This window comes from Rhizobium sp. BK602 (genome assembly GCF_014195095.1).
GTDB lineage: Bacteria > Pseudomonadota > Alphaproteobacteria > Rhizobiales > Rhizobiaceae > Rhizobium.
In genome coordinates this window covers 307,659-332,873 of record NZ_JACIBC010000004.1, presented here as the reverse complement: position 1 = coordinate 332,873, position 25,215 = coordinate 307,659, and the positions used below count along the sequence as shown (strand labels likewise).

The 25,215-nt window shown below is 60.5% G+C and carries 17 protein-coding genes; 8 read left to right on the top strand and 9 right to left on the bottom strand.

Going from position 1 to position 25,215, the window contains the following annotated elements; translation table 11 throughout:
* Nucleotides 1-91: 91 nt before the first annotated feature.
* The 8 genes from FHX11_RS15210 (at nucleotide 92) to FHX11_RS15170 (ending at nucleotide 8,544) form a co-directional block, all read left to right on the top strand.
* Nucleotides 92-640, top strand: coding sequence for a hypothetical protein (locus tag FHX11_RS15210; RefSeq protein ID WP_184358479.1), 549 nt, complete (start codon nucleotides 92-94; stop codon nucleotides 638-640).
* A gap of 6 nt (nucleotides 641-646) precedes the next feature.
* Nucleotides 647-3,049, top strand: coding sequence for a type VI secretion system tip protein TssI/VgrG (gene tssI, locus FHX11_RS15205; RefSeq protein WP_184358478.1), 2,403 nt, complete (start codon nucleotides 647-649; stop codon nucleotides 3,047-3,049).
* A gap of 2 nt (nucleotides 3,050-3,051) precedes the next feature.
* Nucleotides 3,052-3,990 (top strand): DUF4123 domain-containing protein, encoded by a 939-nt coding sequence (locus tag FHX11_RS15200; RefSeq protein ID WP_184358477.1) that lies wholly within the window; start codon nucleotides 3,052-3,054, stop codon nucleotides 3,988-3,990.
* Between the two features lie 625 nt (nucleotides 3,991-4,615).
* Nucleotides 4,616-5,122 carry a competence protein ComJ gene (comJ, locus tag FHX11_RS15190; protein ID WP_184358475.1) on the top strand — a complete coding sequence of 169 codons (507 nt, stop codon included), beginning with the start codon at nucleotides 4,616-4,618 and terminating at the stop codon, nucleotides 5,120-5,122.
* 45 nt (nucleotides 5,123-5,167) lie between these two features.
* The gene (locus FHX11_RS15185; protein WP_184358474.1) at nucleotides 5,168-5,728 is read left to right on the top strand and encodes a GNAT family N-acetyltransferase; all 561 of its coding nucleotides are present in this window, start codon (nucleotides 5,168-5,170) and stop codon (nucleotides 5,726-5,728) included.
* A 41-nt stretch (nucleotides 5,729-5,769) separates the two neighbouring features.
* Nucleotides 5,770-6,069 (top strand): PAAR domain-containing protein, encoded by a 300-nt coding sequence (locus tag FHX11_RS15180; RefSeq protein ID WP_184358473.1) that lies wholly within the window; start codon nucleotides 5,770-5,772, stop codon nucleotides 6,067-6,069.
* A 67-nt stretch (nucleotides 6,070-6,136) separates the two neighbouring features.
* A complete protein-coding gene (locus FHX11_RS15175) occupies nucleotides 6,137-6,895 on the top strand; it encodes a GAD-like domain-containing protein (RefSeq protein ID WP_184358472.1) in 759 nt (252 codons plus the stop codon).
* A gap of 395 nt (nucleotides 6,896-7,290) precedes the next feature.
* Entirely contained in the window at nucleotides 7,291-8,544 is a 1,254-nt protein-coding gene (locus FHX11_RS15170) for a sensor domain-containing diguanylate cyclase (RefSeq protein WP_184358471.1), read from the top strand.
* 48 nt (nucleotides 8,545-8,592) lie between these two features.
* On the opposite strand, the gene FHX11_RS15165 is transcribed toward FHX11_RS15170, so the two are convergent.
* From FHX11_RS15165 to FHX11_RS15125, 9 genes are all read right to left on the bottom strand, one after another.
* Nucleotides 8,593-10,359, bottom strand: coding sequence for a sensor domain-containing diguanylate cyclase (locus FHX11_RS15165; RefSeq protein ID WP_184358470.1), 1,767 nt, complete (start codon nucleotides 10,357-10,359; stop codon nucleotides 8,593-8,595).
* Between the two features lie 103 nt (nucleotides 10,360-10,462).
* Entirely contained in the window at nucleotides 10,463-12,754 is a 2,292-nt protein-coding gene (locus FHX11_RS15160; protein ID WP_184358760.1) for a cellulose synthase, read from the bottom strand.
* On the bottom strand, nucleotides 12,751-13,800 hold the full coding sequence (locus FHX11_RS15155; protein ID WP_184358469.1) for a glycosyl hydrolase family 8: 1,050 nt from the start codon (nucleotides 13,798-13,800) through the stop codon (nucleotides 12,751-12,753). The genes FHX11_RS15160 and FHX11_RS15155 overlap by 4 nt, the downstream gene beginning before the upstream one ends.
* The gene (locus FHX11_RS15150) at nucleotides 13,797-16,121 is read right to left on the bottom strand and encodes a cellulose biosynthesis cyclic di-GMP-binding regulatory protein BcsB (protein ID WP_184358468.1); all 2,325 of its coding nucleotides are present in this window, start codon (nucleotides 16,119-16,121) and stop codon (nucleotides 13,797-13,799) included. The genes FHX11_RS15155 and FHX11_RS15150 overlap by 4 nt, the downstream gene beginning before the upstream one ends.
* Nucleotides 16,118-18,310: a UDP-forming cellulose synthase catalytic subunit gene (bcsA, locus tag FHX11_RS15145; protein WP_184358759.1), complete on the bottom strand. Its 2,193-nt coding sequence runs from the start codon at nucleotides 18,308-18,310 to the stop codon at nucleotides 16,118-16,120. The genes FHX11_RS15150 and bcsA overlap by 4 nt, the downstream gene beginning before the upstream one ends.
* 57 nt (nucleotides 18,311-18,367) lie before the next feature.
* Nucleotides 18,368-19,357, bottom strand: a complete 990-nt coding sequence (bcsN, locus tag FHX11_RS15140; protein ID WP_184358467.1) for a cellulose biosynthesis protein BcsN — start codon at nucleotides 19,355-19,357, stop codon at nucleotides 18,368-18,370.
* Nucleotides 19,358-20,132: 775 nt separating this feature from the next.
* Nucleotides 20,133-22,130 carry a methyl-accepting chemotaxis protein gene (locus FHX11_RS15135; RefSeq protein WP_184358466.1) on the bottom strand — a complete coding sequence of 666 codons (1,998 nt, stop codon included), beginning with the start codon at nucleotides 22,128-22,130 and terminating at the stop codon, nucleotides 20,133-20,135.
* 370 nt (nucleotides 22,131-22,500) lie between these two features.
* On the bottom strand, nucleotides 22,501-23,643 hold the full coding sequence (locus FHX11_RS15130; RefSeq protein WP_184358465.1) for a fumarylacetoacetate hydrolase family protein: 1,143 nt from the start codon (nucleotides 23,641-23,643) through the stop codon (nucleotides 22,501-22,503).
* Between the two features lie 184 nt (nucleotides 23,644-23,827).
* Nucleotides 23,828-25,198: an alpha-glucosidase/alpha-galactosidase gene (locus FHX11_RS15125; RefSeq protein ID WP_184358464.1), complete on the bottom strand. Its 1,371-nt coding sequence runs from the start codon at nucleotides 25,196-25,198 to the stop codon at nucleotides 23,828-23,830.
* Nucleotides 25,199-25,215 lie beyond the last annotated feature (17 nt).

Below are 25,215 nucleotides of genomic sequence, written 5' to 3'. Positions count from 1 at the left end.
TTCGACACGCGCCGGAGCGGTGCTTGCTGGGAAATCGCGGCCGCGGCCGCGATTTCCACCGTTTCAAGAGCGTTCATTCATCGAGGCCGCCATGGTAGATTTTTCCGTTTCGTCGCCGGCGCTGCAAATGGAGCCGGTGCGACAGACCGACTTGCCGCCAGTCAAGCGCGCAGGCCGCGGTCCTTCCTATGACTATTTCTCTTATCAGAGCGGCCCGCGCGAATTCGCGGCCCGAGGCCAGGCCATGGGTGCCGCGGCATCGCTTTTCCGGATGTTTGCGGAAAAGACCAACGAGATGTCGTTGACGCATTGGCTGCAAAGATGGCTGCGCAACAATGAAGCCCACATTGTTCGCGAGTTGGATATCAACCACCATTCCACATTCGTGGCGCAGTTCAATTATTCCGTCAGCGACGGCGAGACCAGGGTGCTGATGGCCCGTGGCGCCTACCTGCTGGGCACGGTCGCCTCGCGGGCCGACGTCGGCAAGATCCTCACACCGGATTTTCTCTACGGTCCGCGCATCGATGCGATCCCGCCGAACGGCACGCTGTTCCAGACGGTTTATCTCGTCGGTGGACGCAAGCAGGCGCTGGGCAGCGCCGACAAACCGGGTGCGGCGACGTCACGAGTAGGATAAACGCAGATGAACGATCAGCCTTCGGCCAATGATTTCATCCAGGCAACCCGCAATCTCCGGGTCCTGTCGCCGCTTGGGACGGATCAGCTTCTGCCCGAGCGCGTGACGATCGACGAGGGGATATCGTCGCTGTTCGATATCCGCCTCTTCGTGCGCGCCAAGCGTGAGGTGGTGAAGCCGGAAGAGCTGATCGGCCGTCTGGTGGATGTCTCCATCGAGGTGCAGCAGGGTGAGGATGGCGGCGACGGCGTGCGCCGCCCGTTCAACGGGCTGGTGACCGCGCTGCAGGAAGGCCCGCCGATCACCCGCGGGCTGCGCTCCTATTCGCTGGTGCTGAAGCCGCAGATGTGGCTCCTGTCGCAGCGGTCCGATTGCCGGATCTGGATGGACAAGACTAGCGTCGACATTGTCGAGACGCTGTTTTCCGAGCACGGCATTCCGGCGCCCGACGTATCGGGCATCGTGACGCCACCGCCGCCGCAGCACTATTCGGTGCAGTGGAACGAGACGGATCTGGATTTCCTGACCCGCCGTTTCGAGGAGGACGGGCTGTTCTACTGGTTCAGCCATGAGGACGGCAGCCACCGGCTGCATGTCGCCGACAGCGCCGGTTCATGGGCCGGGCCTTCGCCGTCCGCTCAGGGGGAAACACGGGTGCGCCTGGCGCAGGGCTCTTCCGACCGCAACCACATCACCGACTGGATGCGCCACTACGCCTATGTTCCCGGCCAGCGGGCGGGCGCCGATTGGAATTTCGAGACGCCGAAGATCGTGCCGGCCACGGCGACACCGTCGCTGGTGCAGATGCCGGGCGCGATGAAGCGGGAGCTTTACGAATATCCGGCCCGCATCAGCTCCGTCGCCGAGGCCGAGCGGGCGCAGAAGCTGCGGATGCAGGCGAGCGAGGCCGACCACAACCGCGTCATCGGCCAGTCGACATCGCGTATCCTGGAGGCGGGCCGCCGCTTCACGCCCTATGAAGTGGCGCATCCGGAACGCGCCTATGAGGAGCATGTGATCGTCCGGGCGATCCATGCTGCCGTCGATCCGTCCTATGAAACCAATGCGGATCAGCCGGAATACACCAACGAATTCGAGGCCGTGCCGTCGCATGTGCCGATGACGCCGCACCGGCAGACGGAGCGGCCGCGCATCCGCGGCACCCAGGTCGCCATCGTCGCCGGCCCTGCCGGCGAGGAGATCCATCCGGACCAGTATGGCCGCATCAAGCTCTGGTATCCCTGGGACCGCCGCGCCAAGAAGGACGGTTCGGACACCTGCTGGGTCCGCGTCGCCCAGAACTGGGCCGGCGGCAACTGGGGCGGCCAGATCATCCCGCGCATCGGCATGGAGGTCATGGTCGCCTTCATCGACGGCGATCCCGACCGGCCGCTGGTGACCGGCGTGGTGCCGAACCCCAGCAATGCCGTGCCTTACGACCTGCCCGGCAACAAGACCCGCATGGTCATGCGTTCCAACACCCACAAGGGTACCGGCTTCAACGAGATGACCTTCGAGGACGATGCTGGCCGCGAGAACATGTTCTTCCACGCCCAGAAGGACCAGACGACGCGCATCCGCAACGACCGCACCAAACGCGTCGACCGCCACGAGGTCGCCTCCATCGGCGGCAACCGCGCCGTCGAGGTGAGCGGCAACCAGAAGCACGAGATCGGCGGATCGGTGAACACGGTGGTCGGCGGCACGGGGCCGATGGCAGCCTTGGCGATGGCGGGCGTGCAGGGGCTTGCGGGACAGACGGCGGGGCTGCTTACCCAGGCGGCACAATTGGCGGGCGGCGGCCCAGGTATAGCAGCCTTCGCAACCACACTCGCCTCCTCGGCGCTTGGCTTCCTTGGAGCCAGCGGTCTTGCCTCACGCGAAGGCGTGATCTCGGGTCGTAATCCGCGCTCCGATGCTGGCACGGCGCTTGGCGGCTCAGGCACCGGCGTTGGCGAAGATGCCTCTGGTTTGTTTCCGTTACCGGGGATCATGAATACGATCATCGGCATGTTTCAATCGACTTCCGTCGGCATTGCCAAAGCCGAGCAAATCGGAGTTAGCAAGGTAACAAATATCGGTCAGACACATGTTCTCAATGTTGGCAAAGAACAGCAGGTGACTGTCGGCGACAAAATCGCAATCGAGGTGGGGCAGCTGTACAATATTGTCTCCGGCGAGAAATATCATGGCGAGGCCAAAGTTTGGGAAATCTACGCCGATGATGAAATCCGCCTTTCTGCGCCCGGCGGGTACATTACCATCAATAAAAAGGGCATTACGTTTTATGCTCTCAAGATAGACATTGAGGGCAACCGCATCAATTTCAAGAAAGGCGGCCCTGGCAAGGGCGCGTCCTGTCTCAAGAAGATGTCGCAATCTGGGACGCCGTTCGTGCGAGCATATTAACAATGGAAACACCACTTTCAGACGAGATAGATGATGTAGCTCGCGCTCGAAGGTTTCGAGCTGCTCTTGACCACATGCACGGGCCTTTGTTTGCTGTGCTTGATGGCGGGTACTTTGATGACCTCGAAGACGAGCTTGCCGATGCCGATATTAGCGGTCGTTCATTATTTCTAAAGGGTGGCGACGAGAACATGCGTCGTGACGGGCCGTGGCTTGTTCCCTTGAACAACCGCCGGGCTAGGGAGCAGATTGAGGAGCTGGTGCTCGGTAAACCCTGCGCAGTGTTCTGGTTGTGCCCAGAGGGCGAGCAAGCGCTGTGGCGGCACCTGCGAACGATTAATGAAATTCGCATCCCTGACGAACGTTTTCTTGCGGATGATGAATCATCTGATTTGGCGATCAAGTACGAGCGTGTTCTGTTTCGCCATTGGGACCCAAGTGTGCTAAGCACCTTCATACCCTTACTTACGACAGAACAGCTTGTGCGTGTTTTCGGTCCCGCTACTGCCGTTCTTATAAACAGCCCTAGTGGGCCTAAGCGCGCGCTAAGGCCAAAGGACTTGCCTAAAACACCTAGAGGAATGCTGGTGCTTGGCGCAGATCAGCTCAGCGCGCTTCACGCCGATCGTCGTACAGCGTACTGCGACCGAATGTCGTCAATTCTTAAAACCATGGCCCCCGAGCAAACAGCGGGCATGACTCAGGAAGTACTGAACGAGCGCATCTTGCGGTATGAGGCGTCTGGCAATCAGCTGGGGCTTACTCAAGAACGGTCTCTAAGCATTTGGGGGTTTTTGATGCTTTCCAGTGGCGACCGATTTGAAAGCCAGCCGGAAATCCAGCAGTTTATACAATCAGGTCCAGGCACACCCGACGAGAATGTGGAGATACTTCTTCACCAGATGAGTCGCCTAGTGGATTCAATGGAAGAGGTGGGCTGATGCCTATACTTGGAGCCCCCTTATTAGCGGGTGCGGGAGGCGGCGCCATTGCTCTTGGAGGCGGGGCCGCAGCAGGCACGGGTATCTCCACCAGTGTTCTTGTAGGTGGCGCAGCTGTCGTAGGAACTGGCCTTCTTTTGAGTGGAGATACACCAGTTAATTCGACTGCCACGGGAGCAGCCGTTTCAGCTCTTACATCCGGAGAGTTGCAAGAGCGACTAAAAAAAGCTCAAGCATTGGCAAAGCAGCTGTCCGCAACAGCTGCAGAATCGTGCGCAACTGGGAACTGCTGCCAAAAAACCATTGTAATTCCGTATTCTAGTGCTCCTGAATCCGCTAAGCATATCGATGATGCGCAACGAATGGGCTTTCCTAGTGTTTTGACCTATGATGCAAACCCAATCGCCGCAAGGGCACGGCGTGCAACTTCAACCAGCGGCGTTCCTCGATACAGCGGCATGGAACCGGACGAATATCCTCCAGCAGCATTTATGGAGAATGGTGGACATGCCAGCGTTAGAAACATCGATTGGCGCGATAACAGGGTCTCAGGCGGCATAATAGGGGCGAACGTGAAGGGGTTACCAGCAGGCTGTAGAATTACACTTATAACGGGACCATAGCAATGCTTGCAACATTTAGCGTCATGATTAACTACGGGCAACTGATTGTTTACTTGCCTTCCGTCAATCGCCCCGGCCATATTTGGGGTAACGATGAACTTGACCAAGGCTTTGCTTGGTCTCCTGGAATTATCAGTCTCGGTGTTCCAGAGCATGCATTCATATGCCGTGTTGATGTTGAGATGGCAAGTACGTTTGCTGTCTCTCCAGATACGATTTCCTGCTTGCGCGTTCCATTTAATATTCACGAGACCCCGGTCTATATTGGTTCTGTGTTTTATTATGAATCAGCAAAGATTGATAATGGACCCTATAGTTTAATTTATGAGGTATTGCCTGGAACAGGCACTTGGGAAATCGAGAATGCCGGAGAGAAAGAACACGGAGAGAATAGCTATGTAATAAAGCTTTGGTTAATTCCCGGAGAAGATGATCGTTTTGAAATTATAAAACCAGGTGGGGCAATTCACACGGACAAGGTTCTTAGTCGTTTAAGCAAACTTGCGTAGTGCTTTTTGTATGGTGGCCAGCTAAATAAACTGTTTGGAACGGTAATGTCATACGAAACACAAATTTCAACATCTTCTAGCCCTTTGGATATTCGTCGAATAGAGACACCGCGTCTGATTTTACGGACGCCAGTTCATTCGGACGGGCCAGGGTTGCATGTACTTCTGTCCGACCCGGATGTTTGCCGATTTAGCCCGTATCCTCCCGTTACTGACATCGCAGATACCTTTTTTGTAATTGTAGAATGGCGAGAAGCACGGGAGCAAGGATTGCGTACTTACGTGGGTGCTGACCGCTTAGATCCGCGCAATCCTATCGGCTTTATCCAAGTTGGACCGGACAATGAATTGGGCGGGCTTTTGGCTCCAGCTAGAAGTGGAAACGGACTTGCGGTGGAAGCATTGCAGGCAGTCATCTCCACCTTAGAGCTTCGCAAGGCTTGGACCATCATTGACGCAGAGCATCATGCTCTCATCCATACGCTCGCTAAAGTGAATATTAGACAGGAAAAGTTACTCCCAGCATATCGTGTTCACCCGCAAATTTCATCCGAGAGGCGAGATTGTGTGTTACTTCGGCAGCAAAGCAACGTTGGGATGGTCTAACCATGAGCGAACAGATTTATTTTACATAGGAAGATATAACTATGGGAAGTCCTGTTACACTTAAAGGTCAAATGCATACCTGCCCTGCGTGCGATCCGGGACCGAAACCGCATGTGGGTGGCCCTGTCCAGTCAACTCAACAGAGCTTTGTTACCGTCGAAGGTGTTCCCGTTGCCACGGTTGGCGACAAATGTCTTTGCACGGGCGTTCCGACTGACGACGGTATCGTCAGTGGTTCTTCAGTCGCCAATATCAATGGGCAGAAAATTGCTCGTTTCGGCGATAGCTGTGGTCACGGTGGCAGGCTCGTCCAAGGTGTGTCCTGGATTACATTCGAATAGGTTCTTATCGACGGGGTGGGTGCCTTCTCGTACGCAGACGTTGTTAAGAACAGTTTGACGAGGCCATGTGTCAAACACCGAATTTCTTGAAGCGCGAGGCGAACCTCGTCAGGCTAAACGGGTTGCGGAAGCCGAAGCGACAGCAGCTGTTGGCAGGTTGCCCGATGATCTAACGCGATTTTGGGTGCAGCATGGCCTCGGATACTATGCTGATCGGAACTACTATTTGTGCACGCCATTCATGTTTGACGATTTCCTCGCGGGCATATTGGCGAAAGCGCCGAATCTGCATAGTGGGGATTTTGCAGCTTTCGGATATTCGAGCTTGGGAGCGATCGACCTTTGGCACAGGGAGGGGCGCCATTTTACTTTTTCGCTTGATGTTGCTCTACTCATGGATCTGACAAGCCGCAGAGAAACCGACCCTCCCCCGCATGATCTGCAGGAGTTATACGATCTGGCGGGTGTTGAAATGCCGGAGAATGCTGTCGAACTTTTCCGCGAATCCCGGAACGCTCCCGAGGATATATGGAATATTCTGATGAGCGCGACTTTACCCGACACCTATAAGTTCATCGAGGATGAAAATGGGCGTCAACTCTTGCCGCAGCTGCGCAAAGCGCATGGCCCGCTGTCGGAAGGGGAAATCTATCTTCGCGAGGACCTCGAGCTTGCCAATATGGCAACGTCCTATCGAAGAGTGAAGCTGGCGGAATCACTTAGCCGACTGCCACGCTCGCTGCATTATTCATTTGCTGTCGAGATCGATGGGCGTCAGGATATTGTTACTGAAACTGTTCCGATCATCGCTAAAGCAGGTCAATAAGCGTAGATTCACGATCAAATCATGAGGGGCGTTCTAAGGCGCGTTGCTAGGTCAATTTCCAGCAATTCCATAGCACGACTGCCGGACAGCCTGTATCCCTTCACTTTCGATGAAGGCTACGATCATTGCCTTCTCGATTTGCGATACGAGACACACGGCTGTGTCCATTATCTTGCAGTGAAGGCGAAAACCTTTGGCGAGCCGGGATATGGCTGGGATCAGGTCGGAGTGGTCGCCGGTAGCTTTTCGGAGTTCCTGACCGGACTGGAGCCAGATTATCTTTAGCCTGCACGCTCAGCGAGAAACCACCACCTCCCAATTACCGGCTTTTCATCACCGCATTCTTTGCCTAGTTTCCAAACGGATCACGGCATCGGTCTTTTGAGGAGTGCGGGATGGCGGCTGCGGGCGTGTTTGGGAAGTTGTCCGTGGATGATCGGCGGGAGGCCGCGCGTCTGGAAGCACTTGAGCCCCTGGATTTGCTGGATTCGCCGCGCGACGAGGGTTTCGAGCGGATCGTGCGGTTGATAAAGCAGGTCTTTGCAGTCGATATCGGTCTCGTCTCTTTGATCGATGCCCATCGCCAGTGGTACAAGGCCTGCTCGGGGCTGGCCGCCGGTGAGGTTCCGCGCGAGGATACGTTCTGCCGCTACGTGGTCGACAGCGAACAGGCTATGGTGGTCGAGGATGCGACGCGGGACCCTCGGTTTTCGGACCATCCGGCGGTGACCGGCGAGACCCATATCCGCTTTTACGCCGGCATGCCGCTGAAAACGAAAGAGGGCCATGTGATCGGCACGGTCTGCGCGATCGACCGCAAGCCGAGATCGTTCGCGAGCGAAGACCGTGCCGTCCTTCAGGAGCTTGCCGGCGTGGCGATGGACCGGATCGAGCTATTGCAGTCGGCCGCGACCGACGGCCTGACCGAGGCTCTGACGCGGCGGGCCTTCAAGCAGGAGGCCGATCAGCTCATCGCGCTTGCCCTGCGGCATCAGCATCATGTGTCCTGCATCGTCCTGGATGTCGATCATTTCAAGCAGGTCAATGACACCTATGGGCATGCTGTTGGAGACGAGGTGCTGAAAGCGGTGGCGGCGACCTGCAAAGCCACCCTCAGGGCCGGCGATCTCTTCGGTCGTCTCGGCGGCGAGGAGTTCGCCATCCTTCTTCCTTATGTCGACCGGGACGGCGCGCTTGCGGTTGCGGAAAAGGTCAGGACGGCGATCCTGTCGAAGGAAATCGGTGGCGATCATGGCGCGTTGCGGGTGACCGCGAGCCTCGGCGTTTCGGCGCTCTCCCTGGTCGGCAAGGATATCGAGACATTGCTGGCGCAGGCGGATGCCGCGATGTACCATGCCAAGCACAATGGCCGGAACCGCTGCGTTTCATGGAGCTCCCTTCAGGCGGATAGCGCAAGTTCCCGCCGGCGGGTGCTGAAGGCCGGTTCGATCATATTCAACGACCGCCGCTCGACGATCGATTGCACGGTCCAGTCCCTTGGCGCGGATGGCGCCGGCCTTTGCGTTTCCAATGCGATGGGCATTCCGCCCGAATTCGTATTGTCTATCCGCAGCGAAGGCTTTGAAACGAATTGCCAGATTATCGCGCATGACCGGCAGCATCTGGAAGTGTCGTTCAGACCGCAATGATGCAGGCCCGTTCACGCCCATCGCCGCCGGCCCCGCGCGGGTGGGGCGTCAACGTTTCGTGGAAGCGCTTTCTGGCCTCTCCGTCTGCGAAGACGGCTTCGAATTATGGGCCACCCTGTTCCGGCCGCTTTCCTTGGCGCGGTAAAGCGCCCGGTCGGCATTGTTCAGGAGTTGCTCGGGCTCGAAGGCGGCTCCGGCCGTCGTTGCCGCGGCGCCGATGCTGATGGTTGCGACGCCGTTCGGGCTGATCCTGTGCTCGATCGCAAGCTCGAACACGGCCTGCCGGATCTCTTCGGCGGTTGCCGCCGCGGCCTGCTCGTCGGTATCGGGCAAAAGGGCCGCGAACTCCTCGCCGCCATAGCGGGCGGCGATCTCGCCGGGGCGGCTGACGATGCGCCTGATGGCCGCGCCGATCCGCTTCAGGCATTCGTCGCCGGCCGGATGGCCATAGAAGTCATTGAAGGTCTTGAACCAATCGACATCGATCATCAGCAAGGCAAGGCTGCTCTTTTCCCGCATCGCCCGGTGCGTTTCGCGCGCGAGCGCATCGTCGAAGAGCCGCCGGTTGGCCAAGCCGGTCAAGCCGTCCTGCTCGGCAAGCGCCTGCAGACGCCGGTTGACCTCCTGCAGTTCCTCTTCGATGGCCTTTCGAGCCGAGACATCCCGTAGCGTGCCGATGACGCCCGACAGGGCTCCGCGCTCGGGGTTCTTGAGTGCCTTGAGCTGCGCTTCCAGCCAGATCCAGCGTCCGTCGCGGTGGCGAAACCGGTTGATGATCGTCCTTCGTTCTTCACTGCCGTCGAGCAACGACCGGAAAGTCATGGCAACGCTGGCACCGTCGTCGGGATGGACCAGATCGGTCGGCTGGCCGCCGATCAATTCTTCCGGTTCGTAGCCGAGAATGTCACGACAGGCCGGCGAGACATAGCGGCGAACCAGCTCCCGGTCGAATTGCACCACCATATCCGTGCCGTGATCGGCCAGCAGACGGTAGCGTGCCTCGCTCTCCTTGAGACGCCGCTCGGCGGCGACGCGGTCGTCGATATCGCGCGCGACGGAATGGATGGCGATCACCTGCCCATCGGCATCGGTGAGCGCCCTGTTTCGCCAGGCCATCCAGCGGCGCCGGCCATCGGGCAGCGTGACCTGGTTTTCATCTTCCACACTGTGGTTGACGCTGCAGACGTATTTGAAATGCGCGGCCACGGCGGCGCGACCGTCTTCGGGAATGAAATCGAACAGATTCCTGCCGATCATCTCCTCCGGCGGCAGCCCGTAATGGCGCGCATAGGCATGATTGACGAAGTGCAGCACGCCGTCCGGGCTGGCAAGCGAGATCAGTTCGGATTGGTCTTCCACCAGGCCGCGGTAGCGTGCCTCGCTCGCCGACAGCAGCCGTTTGGCCGTCTTGAGCGCGGTCACATCCGTGATGACGGCCAGGGAGATGGTGCCGATCTCGGAGGAGCCATCGTCCAGCACCGCGGACAGCAGGATGTCGATGACGCGTCCATCCTTGCAAATCATCTGGTATTCGGCGTCGTCGATGCGGCCCGTCCGGAAGAAGACCGGCAGAACCTCCTCGATCGCATAGGCGCGGGATTCCGGTGTGAGGAAATCCGAGGATGGCCTGCCGATCACCTCGTCACGCGTATAGCCGAGTTTGGCAAGCCAGGCATCGCTGACCGAGATCAGCTGGCCCTCGGTGTTGATGGAGTGGAGCATGGCCGGGGTGACCTTGGTGCGATGCTCGAGTTCCGCCCGCAGCCGCATGGCCTCTTGATCGGTCTCTGTGGTCTGGGTGGAGGCGTTGGTCACTCGGAGGCCTATCGTAAAGCACGTCATCGCGATCGTTGCGGCAAGCATATCGAAATCTTGTTGATGAAGCACTACCAGGCGATGCCGAGGCAGCCGGTCTTGCTCATTGGCTATGATCCGGATGAAGGGTCAGCCGCAAATCCGTCAGGCCGCGATTTCCGTCCTTGTTGCCGGTTGCCGCCACGGCGGTGAAGATGCGCTCGGCATCGTCGTACATTTTGAGATTGAGATAGCAATAGCCGCGCAGCACCATCAGATCCACCCGCTCCTGCTGAAGCTGGGCGCGTTGATCGAGATAGACCAGCGTCTCCTGGTAGCGCTTGGCGGCAAAGGCGGAAAGCGCACGATTGGCCAGGATCGCGACCTGCAGCTCGGCCGCGCGCGGTCGGCTGAGGGGTGCCTGGGTGGCCGCGACGGCGGCGTTGTTCGTCAGTCCGGCGCGCAGATAGGCAAGGCTTTGCCCATAGGCCGCGTCCTCCCGCGCCTTGCCGGCCGGGGTGTTCAGCGCGATCTCGAAGGCCGCGATGGCTTCCATGGGGCGATTGAGATCCATCAGGCACCAGCCGCGCGACAGCGCTTCCGCCGGTGCAAGCCGCTCGGCGCTGATCGTTGTGGAGCAATCGCGCGGCCGGCGCGCACCGCGCTGGCCTGTGGAAGCCTGTTTCTTGGGGGAGCTGTACCCAGTCGGCGCGGGCGAGCTCTCACCGCTCGTCACGCCGAGATCGGCTCTAGCCGGCGGCACGGCAAGGGATTTCGAAGGCGGCGCCGCCGTCTGCGGAGATGTCTGCTCCGGCGAGGGCAGGGCCGCCGGCGCGCGCGGTTTCACTTCGCCCAGCCTGGCGATGCGCTCGGACCGTCCCGCCCACAGTCTTTGAATTTCCGCCACGCCTTGCTTGTCGTTCAGCTGGTCGCGTGTAATGGCAAGCCCATAGGCCGATGGTTCGTCGTCGGGTTTCCAGCGCAGCGCGGTTTCAAACCAGCGTGCGGCCGTTTGCGGCTGGTTCAGCGAGCGCGCATACCAGCCGAACTGCTGCGCCGTCGGCGTATATTTCTGTGCCATGACCTCGGTGGCGATGCGGCCGAGCACATCTTCGCCGAGTGTTGGGAGTGGCTGCAGCGCCATCAGATTGGCCGTCGCCGCGAGATAGGTCGCCGTCGCGTCCTTGGAGACGGCGCGCCATTTGTACATGATGGTCTCGGCCTCCTGCGGCTTGCCTTCGGCGATCAGGACCAGCGCGAAGCCTTGCGAGGCGGAGGCGGAGTCTCCCTTGTCATGGGCGATCCGGAACCATTTTTCCGCATCGCCATAATCCTGGCGGCGCAGATAGTACCAGCCGAGAAGAAGGGCGTCGGAGGGAAGCCCCTGGCTTTGAGCCACGGTTTCGACATCGGTGAGGTAGTTCGGCGCCACCGTCAGTTTCGGATCGTCGTTGCCCATGGCGACGAAGCGGCGCGCGAGATCGGTGCGAATGCCGTCGAATTCCCGGCCGCCGCCACCGTCAGTTTTTTCGAGCGCCAGTATGTCTTGCATGGGCTGGTAGGGCAGCAGGGCGGCCGCCTTCTGTACCGTCGCAAGCCTTTCCGGCGGGTTGGTGCAGTTTTTCAGGATATAGACATAGGCATCCTGGCCGCGAGCGGCGCGGTCGGTGCGGATGAAGGCTTCGGCGATCCGCCATAGAACGTCGATATCGCTGCAGGTGAGCAGGCTCGGCGTTTCGGCGCCGATGTCGACGACCGTGGCATATTGCTTGAGATCGGAAGCGTTGACGAGGCGCGCGCGGGCTTCGGCAATGGCGAGGCGGTCCAGCAGGTCGCTGGGAGGCTGCCATCCGGCCTCGGCCGTCTGACGGTCCGCTATCGCCTTGTGCAGCTCGGCATAGCGGCCTTCGGAATAAAGCTGCCACATGGCCTCGAGCTGCTTGTCGCTGTTTTGCGGGATGGCCAGCGGGTCGGCCGGCGGTACCCAGTTGGGGTACAGCGCCTGTAGCCGGGAGATTTCCGCCTGTAGCCGGGCCTTGTCGCCGCGGCTGGCAAAATAGCGCAGCGCGCTTTCATCGACTTTCGGCGGCGCGGCTGCCGGCGGAGTGCTTGGCTGGGGTGCGGCCTGCGCGACGGCGGCGGGCGTGTCGCCCTCGGTTCGGATGGCGGATGGCGCATCGGGAAGCACCGAGGCCGGCGCGTTCGCCTGGATGCGATCGGCAACCGTCTGCATGTCGACCGCCGGCTGATCGAAGGCGAGTTCGCTCTGTTTGAGGCGTGCGGTCGGCTCGGCACGGGCCTGCGAGTGGTTCTGGGCGGATTTGAACTTATCCTCGATCGCCTCGCGGTCGCCCATCGTCACGGCAACCCCGGCTGCCGCGGCTATCATGGAAACCATCAGGAAGGAGGATTTCATAAACACTCTGGATGCCTCTCCTCGACGAAAGCCAAGCCCAGCAATTGGAGGGTCGACGGATAGTAAAATGATGGTGCGAACTGTCGAACCGCCGCGGGCAATTTCGTTCCGCCTGTCACACACGCCACAACATCGTTAACAATTCGATAACCCGGGTCCGTCAGGGATTGTTTCGGCTTGCCGGTTTCCAGATCGATGATCGCTGGCGCATCGTCGGCCGCGACCATGCCCGCCCGCAACCGCGTCAGCAGCTCCTTGTCCGCTATGCCCGCCCGAGCGAGATAAAGCGGGATGCGGATGGCATTGTAGCCGAACTCCGCATCGAAGCCGACGGCCGGGCTCGGTTTGGCCCGGATGCTTACCCAGTCCGCCGGCAATTTTCGTGGTCCGAACTGCGCCAGGCGCAGCAGCGACAGGCCGTCATCCCTTAGTTTCTGCCATTCCGGGGAGGGCGCGAGCAGCGCCATGACCGGGATTGCCTCGTAGACCCAATAGGAAGGATTGACGACGGGACCGTCGTCACGATCGGAGGCTGCAAAGCCGCCGACGCCGGGAAGTATGACGGTTTTTCCGCCGGCATGGACGACGGCATGCGCCAGAAGCGCCTTCGCCATCTGCGAGGCTTGGCTCAGATAGTCCTGCTTGTTCCAGGCCGATCCCGCCAGTGCCAATGCATAGGCGATCAGCATGTCGCCGTCCGAGGCATTGTTGGTATCCGCCACATGCGGTGTCGTGGCCGGATCCCATTTCCAGGCGGCGAGACCATCGTCGCGCAGAAGCAGCTCCGTCCGCGTGAAGTACCAGATCTGCTCGAAATCGGCGGGGCTGTTTGAAAGATAGGCGAGCAGCAGGCCGTAGCCCTGCCCCTCGCTGTGGCTGATATTGTCGTTGCCGTTGTCGACGATGCGGCCGTCGGCGTCGAGGAACTTCGCCTTGTAGGCGGCCCATGCCTGCGGATCGATCGAGGCGCGTTGCGCCATGAGCGGCTGGCTCATGGTCATGAAGATCAGGCTGCCCGCAAGGGCTATGGTGCGCCAGCGCCTCATTCGCGCCTGCCGATCCTGGCGAGAATGCCAGCCGTGGTGATGCCGATCAGCAGGGAGGAGGCGATCAGCAGGAATGCATAGGACAGGATATTGCTGGATAGCCAGTTTGCGGCAATCAGCCGGTAATTGGTGAACGACCAGGGCTGCGTCGTGACGAAATCGAAGCGGCTGACCGGCACGGTGCCGATCTTGCCGGTCTTGGCCGAGTAGACCGTGACATGCCCGTCGATTTGCGGCCATTCGCCCATCGAGGTCATGGCTTCCGCCCCTGCCCGCAGATCCTTGGCGGAGGGCGCGGTGACGATCGTCCAGGTGGAATTTGCCGTCGTGCCCTCTCCTTGCGCAATCATGAAGCTGTTGACATTGGAGGGTGTAAAGACCTGCTCGGCTCGCGGGATGAACTGCAGCGAACTCCAGGAAATGTCGAAATTGCGGTGCATCCAGTCCTGAAACAGCTGGATCTGATGCTGCAGGAGACCGCCGCCGATGCGCGAGCGCCATTCATCGACCGAGGCCACCGCTTCCGGCGGTCCGACCTGACCGGCGACGGCGGGACGCCAGGAGACCTGGCTCGCGGCGGCGATATTCATTTGCGACAAGGTCGTTGCCGGCATCTGCGAAATCGGGCCGACGAATATCGCGTCACGTTCCCCCGCTCCGCCCGGTGCCGCGATCAGGTCGACCGCGATCGGATGTCCCGCCACGATCGCCATCTGGCCGAGCAGCGTCGCCGTGGCGGAGAGCGTGTCGGGATCGGTGCGGTCGATGAAGAGCGCCGTCGGTTCGCTATTGCGGCTGTAGGGATAGCCCGTTCCGGCCAGGGCGGCGAGATTCGGACGCTGGGCGACCCTGGCGAAATCGGGAATATGCAGGGTGCTGGTATCGAACAGCGCGAAACGCGCTGTCTTGTCGGCCGTCGTGCCGGGTGCGCAGGCCTGGTCTTCGGCGGTCAGCAGCATCGCTTCCAGCCGGATGGTGTTCAAGCCCGGCTTGAAGTGACGCATCGTCACGCGAATGGGCAGCTTCCGGAAAATGCCGCCGCCGGGCGCGGTGATCGGTTTGGTCGTGGCGATGCTGCCGTTGACATAGACGTCGATATGACTGCCGGGTTTCACGTTCTTGGCATAGGCCGCATCGAGATAGATGGTCGCCTCGCCATAGGCGTTGGCATAGAAGTCCGCCGGGATCGCCACATTGAAACTCGTATGGAAGTGACGGCCCGAGAATTCTGTCGTCTCGATGCCCAGCTGCGAAAAGGAAAGGCTGGTGTCGGAAGAGATCAATGGTGCATCCGGGGTGCTCCATCGCTGGGTCACCAGCGTGTCGCGCCGGACGGTCGGGTCCCTGTCGGTCGGCGAGACGACCGTGTCGATGGCGGCGGCGACCGATTGCCACGACGGGCCGCTGATGAGGAGAACCGTGGAGCCGGTACGCGGGTCCTGAACGAAGGCGGCAAGAGCTGCACTTTGCGCCGCGGCCGGGACCGGAAACAGCGGCTGCAATTCGGCGGGCGTGCCGACAAGCACGGTCATTTTGCCTGGGGCGGGAGGCGGTAGCGACTCGGTGCCGAAAGAGAAGGTCTCGTTCGGCATTCCGCTCAGGATCGAGAGGCCTTGCGCCAGCCTCAGGAGCGGCTTCGTGGTTCCGGGCTGGGCAAGCGCCGGCACCACCAGATTGAATTCCGTCTTGCCGGTGCCATCGACGCCGATGGCGCGGATGGCGTCCGTGCTCGACAGCTTTTGCGCATCCTCCTCGGCAAAGCTCAGATAGGTTCCGGCGGGATCGATGTCGGACCACAATTCGTAGGTCGACTGGATGTCGCAATCGGTGCGATGGCGCTGCGTCGCCTCGAAGGTCACGACATTGGCTCCCGGCTGCAGCAAGCCGCGCGGCACGTCGAAACTGATGGTCGACGGGCTGTCGGGCGAGCCGATCTGCTGCTGGCCGATCGCGCGGTTGTTGAGGAGGATGGTCAGTTGCGATGCTTCGGGGGCGACCACCACCGCATTCTGATAGGAAAAATTGAATTTGGCCGGTGCTGCCGCCTGTTCCGGCGTCAGGTAGATCGACCACGACCGTCGATCATACTCGCCTTCCAGCCGGAAATCCTTGAAGGGCACGATATAGCGCTGAAAGTTGCTTTTGGGGGTCGCCGGTGCCGTAGCCTTCGGTGCGGAGGTGACTGCCGGGACAATCACCGGCGGCACGACCGGGCGTGGCGCCTGCGGGCGCTCGTGCGACATATCGAAAGGCAGCGTCTGCGCCGAGGCGCATGTCGCCGCGCAAACCATCAGGATGGCAGCGGAGAAAACCATCCTCATCGGCTGTTCGCCTTTATGGCCTGCTGCTGCGCCTCGCGTTCGGAGCGCATGCTCCGGAAGAAATAAATCAGGCCGCGGCTGGTCTGATACAGCGACAATCCCAGGAACCAGATCGTCCCGCGGATGATGCCGGGATTGCGTCGGCGGCTTTTCTGGAATTGCGTCCATTGATCGGAATTGGCAAAGACCAGATCCGCGATCAGGCGGTGATCGGCGGCTCCCTTGGGCACATATTGGCAGCCGATGGTGGTGATCTCGCCGGATTGCTGGATGTTGCGCACGACGACCGGCAGGGTCTGCGTCTCGCCACCGCCATAGGGCTGGAAACGCAATGTCGCTTCCGCGCCGACGACGATCGGATCGAGCTCTCTATTGAACACATTCAGCCGCGCGCCGTGAACGGAGACGTTCTCGATCGAAGCGGAATGCCATTTTTCGTCGATCCCGAACTCGCTGCGGCGATCGACGCGGACACGGCGCGAGGACGAGCGCTCGCCGCGCTCCGACACGACGCCCAATGCGCAACCGGCGAGCACCAGGTTGATGAGGTTCCAGGCGCCGACGACAAGCGTCACATCCGCCTTATAGGGCTCGGCATAGATGCGATAGACCGTGACCGCGACCGCGATGATCTGCACCGCGAAAATGACGAAGAAGGGACGGCTGATCTCGGAAAGGCGGCTGACGGCGATCGATTCATCCTTGGCCGTGACCTTGAAGGTCGGCTTGCGCGGATTGAAGATCACCGAGACGACGGCGGGCAGCAAATGCACCATCTGGACATATTCATAGAGCTCTGAAATCCACGGCCAGCGGAAGGAGCCGTAGAGATAGTTCTGCATCATCAGGTTCACGAGCATATAGGCGAGCGTATAGGCGAGGAATTCGCTGCCGGAGGCCGTGAAGATCTCCAGATCGAAGAACAGGTAGCAGAGCGGCGCAAACAGAAAGACGGCGCGCGGGAAGGGAAACAGCCAGAAAAGCGTCGAGGACATGTAGCAGAGGCGCTGCGGCAGCGTCAGCCCGCGCTTCAGGAGCGGGAAACGGAAGCGCAGGATCTGCATCATGCCCTGGGCCCAGCGGCTGCGCTGGCCAATGAAGCTCGCGAAGGTCGCCGGCTGCAGACCGGCGATCAGCGGCTTGTCGACATAGATGCTGTTCCAGCCCGCCCCATGCAGGGCCAGCGCCGTCTCGCAGTCCTCGGTGATGCTGATGCCGCTGAAGCCGCTTTGCGATTCCAGCGCCTTGCGGCTCAAGACCGCCGCCGAACCGCAAAAGAAGGCGGCGTTCCATTTGTCCAGCCCGCGCTGGATGATGCCGTAGAACATCTCGTTCTCGCTCGGCATATTATCGAAGGTGCGCAGATTGCGCTCGAGCGGGTCCGGATTGATGAAGAAATGCGGCGTCTGGACGAGAAAGAGCTTCGGATCGTCCTCGAAGTAGCCGACGGTTTCGAGCAGGAAGTCGCGCGCCGGCGCGTGATCGGCATCGAAGACGGCGATCAGATCGCCCTTGGAATGCTCGAGGCCATTGTTGAGGTTCCCGGCCTTGGCGTGCTCGTTGCGCTCGCGTGTCAGATAGTTGACATCGAGCTCCTTGCAGAGCCGTTGAAGCTCGGCATGACGCGAGATTGCCGCTTGCGCTTCCAGAACCTTGGTGGAATTGCGCTTCTGCACGGTGCCGCCATCGTCGAGCAGCCAGACCTGCAGTTTGTCGGCCGGATAGTCCATCGCCTTGGCGGAGGCCAGCGTATTGGCCAGCAGATTGATGTCCTCGTTGTAGGAGGGGACGAAGACATCGACGGTGGGAAAATTCTGCACCTTCGCGGCACGGGCGGGTCGTGGGGGCAGGGGCGTCGCGACGATGAACAGGCTGAGCATCAGCATCGCGACGTTGTACATTTCGGCGAGATAGAGCAGCAGGCCGGGGATGAAGTTTTCCGGCTGATTGACGGGCGGCAGCGTATTGGTGGTGCGCCAATAGACATAGCGCATGACGATCGAGGTGCCCAAGGCAAGCGCGATCAGCCGCCATGTGCCCTGTGCCTTGAGAAGCTTGATGGCCGCCATGAAGGTGACGACGACGGTGCTGGCGATGAGCTGGGTCTGCAGGTTGACCGGCAAGGTGATCAGCACGATCCCGCATATGGAAACGGCGGCCCATATCAAGATGCTTCGTGCTGTATGCATCATTGTTCCTTCAAAGGTACTGGCCGGGCGCCATCCTGGCGCCCCAAATGATTAAATCTATTTTGGGCAGGCGGTGTTGGCCGCTGCGCCGATACAATCTGGTGATGGCACGATCGTGCCGGAATTTCCTGCTGCGCCCGGTTGAGCCTGGCCCGTCATGCTTGCCGGCGCGCTCCCCGCCGCCGAAGCGGCAGGGGCATATTGCTCGCCCGGCAGTGGGACGCGCGGCCCGATGGCCGGAGGGAGCGCTTCGACCGCTGCTGTCTGCGGTGGACGGGCCGGCGGACGACGTATGATGGCGGTGCGAGGGGACGCCGGTACCGGCTCATATCCGATGGGCGTCCCGCCGCTGCGATAGTTGCCCGGATCAGGATAGACCGGATCGCCGGGCTTGCCGAGCACCGTGTCGGCTCCGCGCACCGTTCCATATGGATTGAGCGCTTCGTTCACAAATCCTCCGGCAATCGTATAGCCGTAGACCGTGCTCAGAAGCTGCCGTTCGCTTGCGCGCGCATCGCAGAGCCGGATTCGAACCTGCACCATGCTGAAATTCTGCATTTCAGCCAGCGCGGACTGGCCGGCGCGAATTTGCTGCCAGGCATAAAGGCAGGTATCGCCGCCCCGGCTCTGCCCGGAAGCGTAGCCGAACGGACCATAGCCATTCTGAACGAAGGTCGCGGAGCGGGCCAGTCTCACGCCGGGTACGGCCGCGGCCATTTCGCTGGCGACCGCACCATTGCCGATCGCCTTGTAGGGCGTGCTGCCCAATCCGGGATTGGCTCCCGTCACGTTGCGAAACTGTATCTTCAGGAAATTCTGGCCGGCCACCGACGAGGATGTCGCAAGCGATACCGTCTGCTCCACGTCGTCCTTGTGCCTGCGTTCAACGACGCTGATGACCGCTGGACCGCCGGGCGGTGGAAATGCCAATGCCTTTTCGTTGGCAACGGTTTCGGGGCCTGCCGATTGCCGAACGCCGCCCGTCGTCGTGCAACCGGTCGCCAGACCGGCCAACGTCAGCAGCGCTATTATCTTGAATGGATGCATCTTTAAAATCGGCGTGGCGGTCTATGGTCATTTCACGGGCAAATTACGCAACGGAACTGAAAAACTAGGCCCTGGATCAAGTTTCAGATAAGCCCGATTATGGTTAACCAATGGTTAACTAGGCGAAAATCGGAGACATCCAGGGGGTGTTGTGATCTTCGTGTCACAGATACGGCAAAGGGCGCGGTCGGATGCGCATTCCGGATCGCGCCTCGACGCTGCCGCCGAGCTCAGGCAAAGCGAAACGCCATGGCCGACCGTGTCAAGAGTTGGAGCATACGCGGAGCCATGGCGTCGCCCGTCATCATGTCAGGCAGAAGATAGAGAGGCAGGATCGAGGGATCCGATCAAGCGCGGCCCCGAACTGTCCCCCGGAAGTTTGATGCGCGAAAATCGATCCTTGCGTTCGGAGGATAGTCGCGCGCGTTTCGGACAGGTTCGGCGCATGAGGTCTGCCGGAGCCTGCATATGTCTCCTCGATATGTTGGGCGCCGCCTCACGGTCCAACTTCTCACGCTATCAGGCAGGTCGTGGTGCTCGACTTGCGAAGGGAGATTGCAATCGTGAAGGCGACGCCGGAAGATGTTCGTCGAGACATCCTGGTCGCTGTTCCCAGGCCTCTTTTCCGCCTTCGGGCCTTTGGCTTTGCCCCGATGGCGCGAGATGCCATCGGGGCCGCATTACGCAATCGACGCCCAGCCTTGCCGCCGTCAGCCCCCTGATTTCCCGGATCGATGCCGTCCCGACGCAGAATGGCTGATCGCCCGGATATTCATCAAAACTCCTTCCAGGCGGCTGCCGTTCGGCCGCCAAAGGCATTGCTGAGTCTGCGGCCGAGCGTATGCGCGGGCGAAGCGACCGGCTTGCTGCGGTGATCGGCGGCGTGCGGAGCAGAGGTGTTCGCCTCCAGTTTGAAGCGCGCGATCAGGTGAGCGAGGTTGGCTGCCTCGTCTGCCAATCTGTTGGTCGCCGCGGTGGATTCCTCGACCATTGCCGCGTTCTGCTGCGTTACTTGATCCATCTGATTGACGGCCGTGTTGACCTCCTGAAGACCGGTCGATTGTTCCTTGGCGGCCGTGGCGATCGAGTGCACATGCTCGTTCACCTTGATGACATGGCTTTGGATCGACCCAAGGGCTTCACCGGTCGCCGTCACCAGCTTGACGCCGGATTCGACTTCGGTGCCGGAACGAGAGATCAATGACTTGATGTCCTTTGCCGCATTGGCCGAGCGCTGCGCGAGTTCGCGCACCTCCTGGGCGACGACCGCAAAGCCCTTGCCGGCGTCGCCGGCACGCGCGGCCTCGACGCCCGCATTGAGCGCCAGAAGGTTTGTTTGGAAGGCGATCTCGTCGATAACGTTGATGATCTGGCCGATCTCGCCCGAGGCCTGCTCGATGCGGCTCATGGCCAGGATTGCGTCCTTGACGACGGCGCTGGACTGCTGGGTGCTCCGGCGCGCCTCGTCGGCCATGTGGCTGGCCTCCAGAGCCCGTTCCGTGGAGCTCCTCACGGCAGAGGTGATTTCCTCCAGCGCCGAGGAGGTTTCCTCCAACGAGGCCGCCTGTTGTTCCGTGCGCTGCGACAGGTTGCCTGAAGCCAAGCGCATCTCGCCGGCGCCGCCATTGATCGTGTCGATTGCAGAGCGGACTTCGCCGAGCACGGAACGCAAATTGGCCATCGTCGTATTGACGTTCTGCTGCAGCTCGCCGAAGGCGCCGTGGAATTCGCCCTCCATGGCCTCTGTCAGGTTTCCGTTCGCCAGAGCCGATACGACGCGCCGGGTCTCGGTAACGCCGCTTTCGACGGAGCCGAGGAGACGATTGAGACCGCCGACGATGCTGTTCAGGTCGGGATAGCCGAAGTCTCCGGGCGCCCGGCATGAAAAATCGCCCGCCGCCGCCGCCGTGATCACTTCATCCATGCTCTTTTGCATGTCGGCGACTTTCTGACGCTTGTCCGCACCGGCGGCGTCCAGGTCACGCACGCGCACGCCGTTTTGCTTGAACACTTCCACGGCGCGCGCCATTTCGCCGATTTCGTTTGGCAGGCCTGTGAATGGAATGCCGATGTCGAGCTTGTTATCCGCAAGCTCAGCCATGGTTTCCGTCAGCCGCCGGATTGGGCGTACGACCTGCGTCGTACTCATCGCAAGCCCTAGGATGATGGCGGTGAGAGCGCCGATGGCCAAAACGATGTAGCTTGTTCCGATCGTCGCGTCGGTCGTCTCGCTCGCGTCGGTGTTTTTGCGACGAAGCTCGTCCTTGGCCCAGTTGTAGAGATTGTTTGCATCATTGTCGAATTTGACGCGGATCGGACGAAAGCTGGTTGTCGCGAGGTTCATCGCGGTCGATTTGTCGTTGGCGAGCGTGGCCTGAATGACCGGCTCCGCAGCTGCCAGCAGGGCATCCAATTTGATCTTCATCGCGTCGAAGTCTGCTTTGCGCTCCGGATAGTAGCCGCTTGCCTCGCGCATGGCACTTGTCGTTTCGTCGACGACCTCGGCCAATTCCTCCTGGGATTTTCTTATGCTGGCCGCGTCCTGCTCGGCGACCATGCGATAGACGAGGCGTCCGATCGAGTCGGAATTACCGGCGATCTCACTCAGTTTGAGCGTTGCGACAACGTCTTGATTTAAGACGCCGGTATAGGTGGAGTCTATGTCCCGTAATTTCGTGGATTCATAGATGCCGACGCCGGAGCCGATTGTGACCGTCATCATAACCAGCAGCAGGAGCTTTGGGCCAACTTTCATAGCGTTTATGGAAAACATGAAGGATACCTTATTGATTGTAAGCGGATGCGCTGCCTCAGCCTCCGTTGAAAGAGGCAGAGGGTTTGGCGCTTCCGCTCAAATTTGTTTTTGTTGATGGTTGCCCAAGTCATTTGGGTGAAGTGGTTAGTCTCGACGACGATGCCGAGACTGCCGCGCGATATTCATACCTTGTCGGGCGAGACATATGGCGCTTGGGCAACACCGCTAAGCGGCTATAAAACTTAATAAAATTTGCTGCATCTCATTATGCATATTTTAAAATGCGCAAATCGGATAGGCGCGTCGCATGGTGATGGCTGCGACCATGAACTCCGCCGGCCCCGACGCGCCTGACGCGTCAGGATTATTGCTTGGCGGGATCGCTCTGTCAGAGCAATCCGCGGGCCGCCAGATTGCGCATGAGATGCGATACCCCGAAGGTCCAGGGCGGGCATTCCGTCGACAGGAGGACCCGGTTCTTCAGCGAGCCGAGCCTGTCGTTGGAGATGGTGACGACATCGCCGACCTTGTGCGTGAAGCCCTGGCCCGGCGTGTCGCGGTCCTCGACCGGGGCGAAGAGCGTGCCCATGAACAGGACCAGGCCGTCCGGATATTGGTGATGGCGACCGATGGTCTGGGAGACGAGGTCGAGCGGATCGCGGCTGATTTCCTTCATCGAGGAGCGGCCGTTGAGCACATAGCCGTCCTCGCCCTCGACCTTCAGGGCGAGATCGGCGGCACGCACATCGTCCAGCGTATAGGTGTCGTCGAACAGGCGGATGAAGGGGCCGATCGAGCAGGAGGCGTTGTTGTCCTTGGCCTTGCCGAGCAGCAGCGCCGAACGTCCCTCGACGTCGCGCAGATTGACGTCGTTGCCGAGCGTCGCACCCCGGATGCGACCCTTGCTATCGACGGCCAGTGCGATTTCCGGCTCGGGGTTGTTCCACTTCGAGATCGGGTGCAGGCCGACATCGGCGCCGGGGCCGACCGAGGACATGACCTGCGACTTGGAGAAGACCTCGGCATCCGGGCCGATACCGACTTCGAGATATTGCGACCAGACGCCTTCCTCGATCAGCGCCGCCTTCACCTTCGCGGCCTCCGGCGAGCCGGCCTTCAGGTTGCGCAGGCTGTCGCCGATGAGCGCCGTGACCTTGCCGCGGATCGAGTCCGCCAGATCCGGATTGCCGGCGGCGCGCTCCTCGATGACGCGCTCGAGCATCGAACGGGCAAAGGTGACGCCGCAGGCCTTGATCGCCTGCAGATCGACGGGGGCAAGGAGATGGACGGCAGAGAGATCGGCCTTCGCCGCAAGCAGATCGTCGAGGCTGGCGATGGCTTCACCCTTCTGCGCCCGCGCGAAGGCGACCGGGTCGTCCTTTTCCAGGAGGTCGCGCATGGTCGGCGCGTCCCTGGACGTGATGTCGTAAAGCGTACCGTCACGCACGACGACGAGGGCCGGTCCCTTGACATCCGGGCGCCATACGCGTCCGACAAAGGTTCCCGTGCTGAAAATCCCTGAATTGGCCATGTCTATGCTCTCTCCCACATTCCGCCGCCGTTTCTAGCGTGTTCGCATCGGCTTTGTCACCCGATATCGGGTTTGAAAAATAGAGGGTTTTGGAGTTTCACCTTTTCCCGAAGATAAAAGAAGTAAGGCCCCGCAGCATTGCTGCGGGGCCCTTCCGGCCGCGAAAAACCGGGAGAGAGTGGTTTCAGGCGGCCTGAACCTTGCGGGCGCCGCGCGCCCATTCCGGCAACCAGTCGCCATGGGCGGCGAGAAGTTCGTCGGTGAGCGCCCAGATCTGGTCGAGATCGAGCTCGGCGGCCGTATGCGGGTCCATCATTGCCGCGTGGTAAATGTGCTCACGGTTCTCGGTCATCAAGGCCTGCACCGTTAATTCCTGCACATTGATGTTGGTGCGGATCAGCGCGGTCAGTTGCGGCGGCAGATCGCCGATGAAGGTCGGCTGGATGCCCGACGCATCGACCAGGCAGGGAACCTCGGCAGCGCAATTATAGGGCAGCGAGGTGATGCAGCCATTGTTGCGCACATTGCCGTAGATGACCGAGGGCTCGCCGGTCCAGACCGAATTGATGATCGAGGAGGCATATTCCTTCGATTGCTTGACCTCGATCTTCTCTGCCGTGCGGTATTCCTCGGCCTGGTTCTGCCAGCGCGCCACCTGCTCGATGCAGCGCTTCGGATATTCGTCGAGCGGAATGCCGAATTTCTCGATCAGATCCTCGCGGCCTTCCTTGATGAAGTAGGGCGTGTATTCGGCGAAATGCTCGGAGCTTTCGGTGACAAAATAGCCCAGCCGCGTCAGCATTTCATAGCGCACCTTGTTCGGGCAGCGTGGGTTCCAGCCCGGCTTGGGCGCGCGTCCCTCGCGATAGCCGCGGACGAGATCGGGATAGAGGTTGCGATAGGAGCCATCCGGCTGGCGATGTTCGAATTCCAGATAGAAGGCCATGTGGTTGATGCCGGCCGAACGGTAGCGGATTTCCTCGTAGGGAATGTCGAGATCGTGCGCCAGCTCCATTGCCGTACCCTGTACCGAATGGCAAAGGCCGACCTGCTTGATGGTGGGATATTTCTCGGCGATCGCCCAGGTGTTGATGGCCATCGGGTTGACATATTGCAGCATGATCGCGTTCGGGCAGACGGCGAGCATGTCCTCGCAGATCTTCCACAGATGCGGCACGGTTCTGAGCCCGCGCATGATGCCGCCGACGCCGAGCGTGTCGGCGATGGTCTGGCGCAGGCCAAATTTCTTCGGCACTTCGAAATCGGTGACCGTGCAGGGCTCATAGCCACCGATCTGGAAGGCGACGACGACGAAATGAGCGCCGTCGAGCGCCTTGCGCTGGTCGGTGAAGGTCTCGACCGTGGCGGCGGCGCCGAGTGTCGAGGCGAGCTTGCGGGCGACGATGGCGCTTTCCTCCAGCCGCTGCGGATTGATGTCCATCAGCGCGATCCGGGCGCCGGAAAGGGCCGGCCGCTGCAGGACGTCGCCGATGATATTCTTCATGAAGACGGTCGAGCCGGCGCCGATGAAGGTGATCTTGGGATTGCCTGACATATAAAAATCTCCTGAAT

Bases quoted from the DNA above. Each gene is read 5' to 3' on its own strand.
- FHX11_RS15210 (WP_184358479.1), top strand. From the start codon at position 92: ATGGTAGATTTTTCCGTTTCGTCGCCGGCGCTGCAAATGGAGCCGGTG.
- tssI (WP_184358478.1), top strand. From the start codon at position 647: ATGAACGATCAGCCTTCGGCCAATGATTTCATCCAGGCAACCCGCAAT.
- FHX11_RS15200 (WP_184358477.1), top strand. From the start codon at position 3,052: ATGGAAACACCACTTTCAGACGAGATAGATGATGTAGCTCGCGCTCGA.
- comJ (WP_184358475.1), top strand. From the start codon at position 4,616: ATGCTTGCAACATTTAGCGTCATGATTAACTACGGGCAACTGATTGTT.
- FHX11_RS15185 (WP_184358474.1), top strand. From the start codon at position 5,168: ATGTCATACGAAACACAAATTTCAACATCTTCTAGCCCTTTGGATATT.
- FHX11_RS15180 (WP_184358473.1), top strand. From the start codon at position 5,770: ATGGGAAGTCCTGTTACACTTAAAGGTCAAATGCATACCTGCCCTGCG.
- FHX11_RS15170 (WP_184358471.1), top strand. From the start codon at position 7,291: ATGGCGGCTGCGGGCGTGTTTGGGAAGTTGTCCGTGGATGATCGGCGG.
- FHX11_RS15160 (WP_184358760.1), bottom strand. From the start codon at position 12,754: ATGAAATCCTCCTTCCTGATGGTTTCCATGATAGCCGCGGCAGCCGGG.
- FHX11_RS15155 (WP_184358469.1), bottom strand. From the start codon at position 13,800: ATGAGGCGCTGGCGCACCATAGCCCTTGCGGGCAGCCTGATCTTCATG.
- FHX11_RS15150 (WP_184358468.1), bottom strand. From the start codon at position 16,121: ATGAGGATGGTTTTCTCCGCTGCCATCCTGATGGTTTGCGCGGCGACA.
- bcsA (WP_184358759.1), bottom strand. From the start codon at position 18,310: ATGCATACAGCACGAAGCATCTTGATATGGGCCGCCGTTTCCATATGC.
- bcsN (WP_184358467.1), bottom strand. From the start codon at position 19,357: ATGCATCCATTCAAGATAATAGCGCTGCTGACGTTGGCCGGTCTGGCG.
- FHX11_RS15135 (WP_184358466.1), bottom strand. From the start codon at position 22,130: ATGTTTTCCATAAACGCTATGAAAGTTGGCCCAAAGCTCCTGCTGCTG.
- FHX11_RS15130 (WP_184358465.1), bottom strand. From the start codon at position 23,643: ATGGCCAATTCAGGGATTTTCAGCACGGGAACCTTTGTCGGACGCGTA.
- FHX11_RS15125 (WP_184358464.1), bottom strand. From the start codon at position 25,198: ATGTCAGGCAATCCCAAGATCACCTTCATCGGCGCCGGCTCGACCGTC.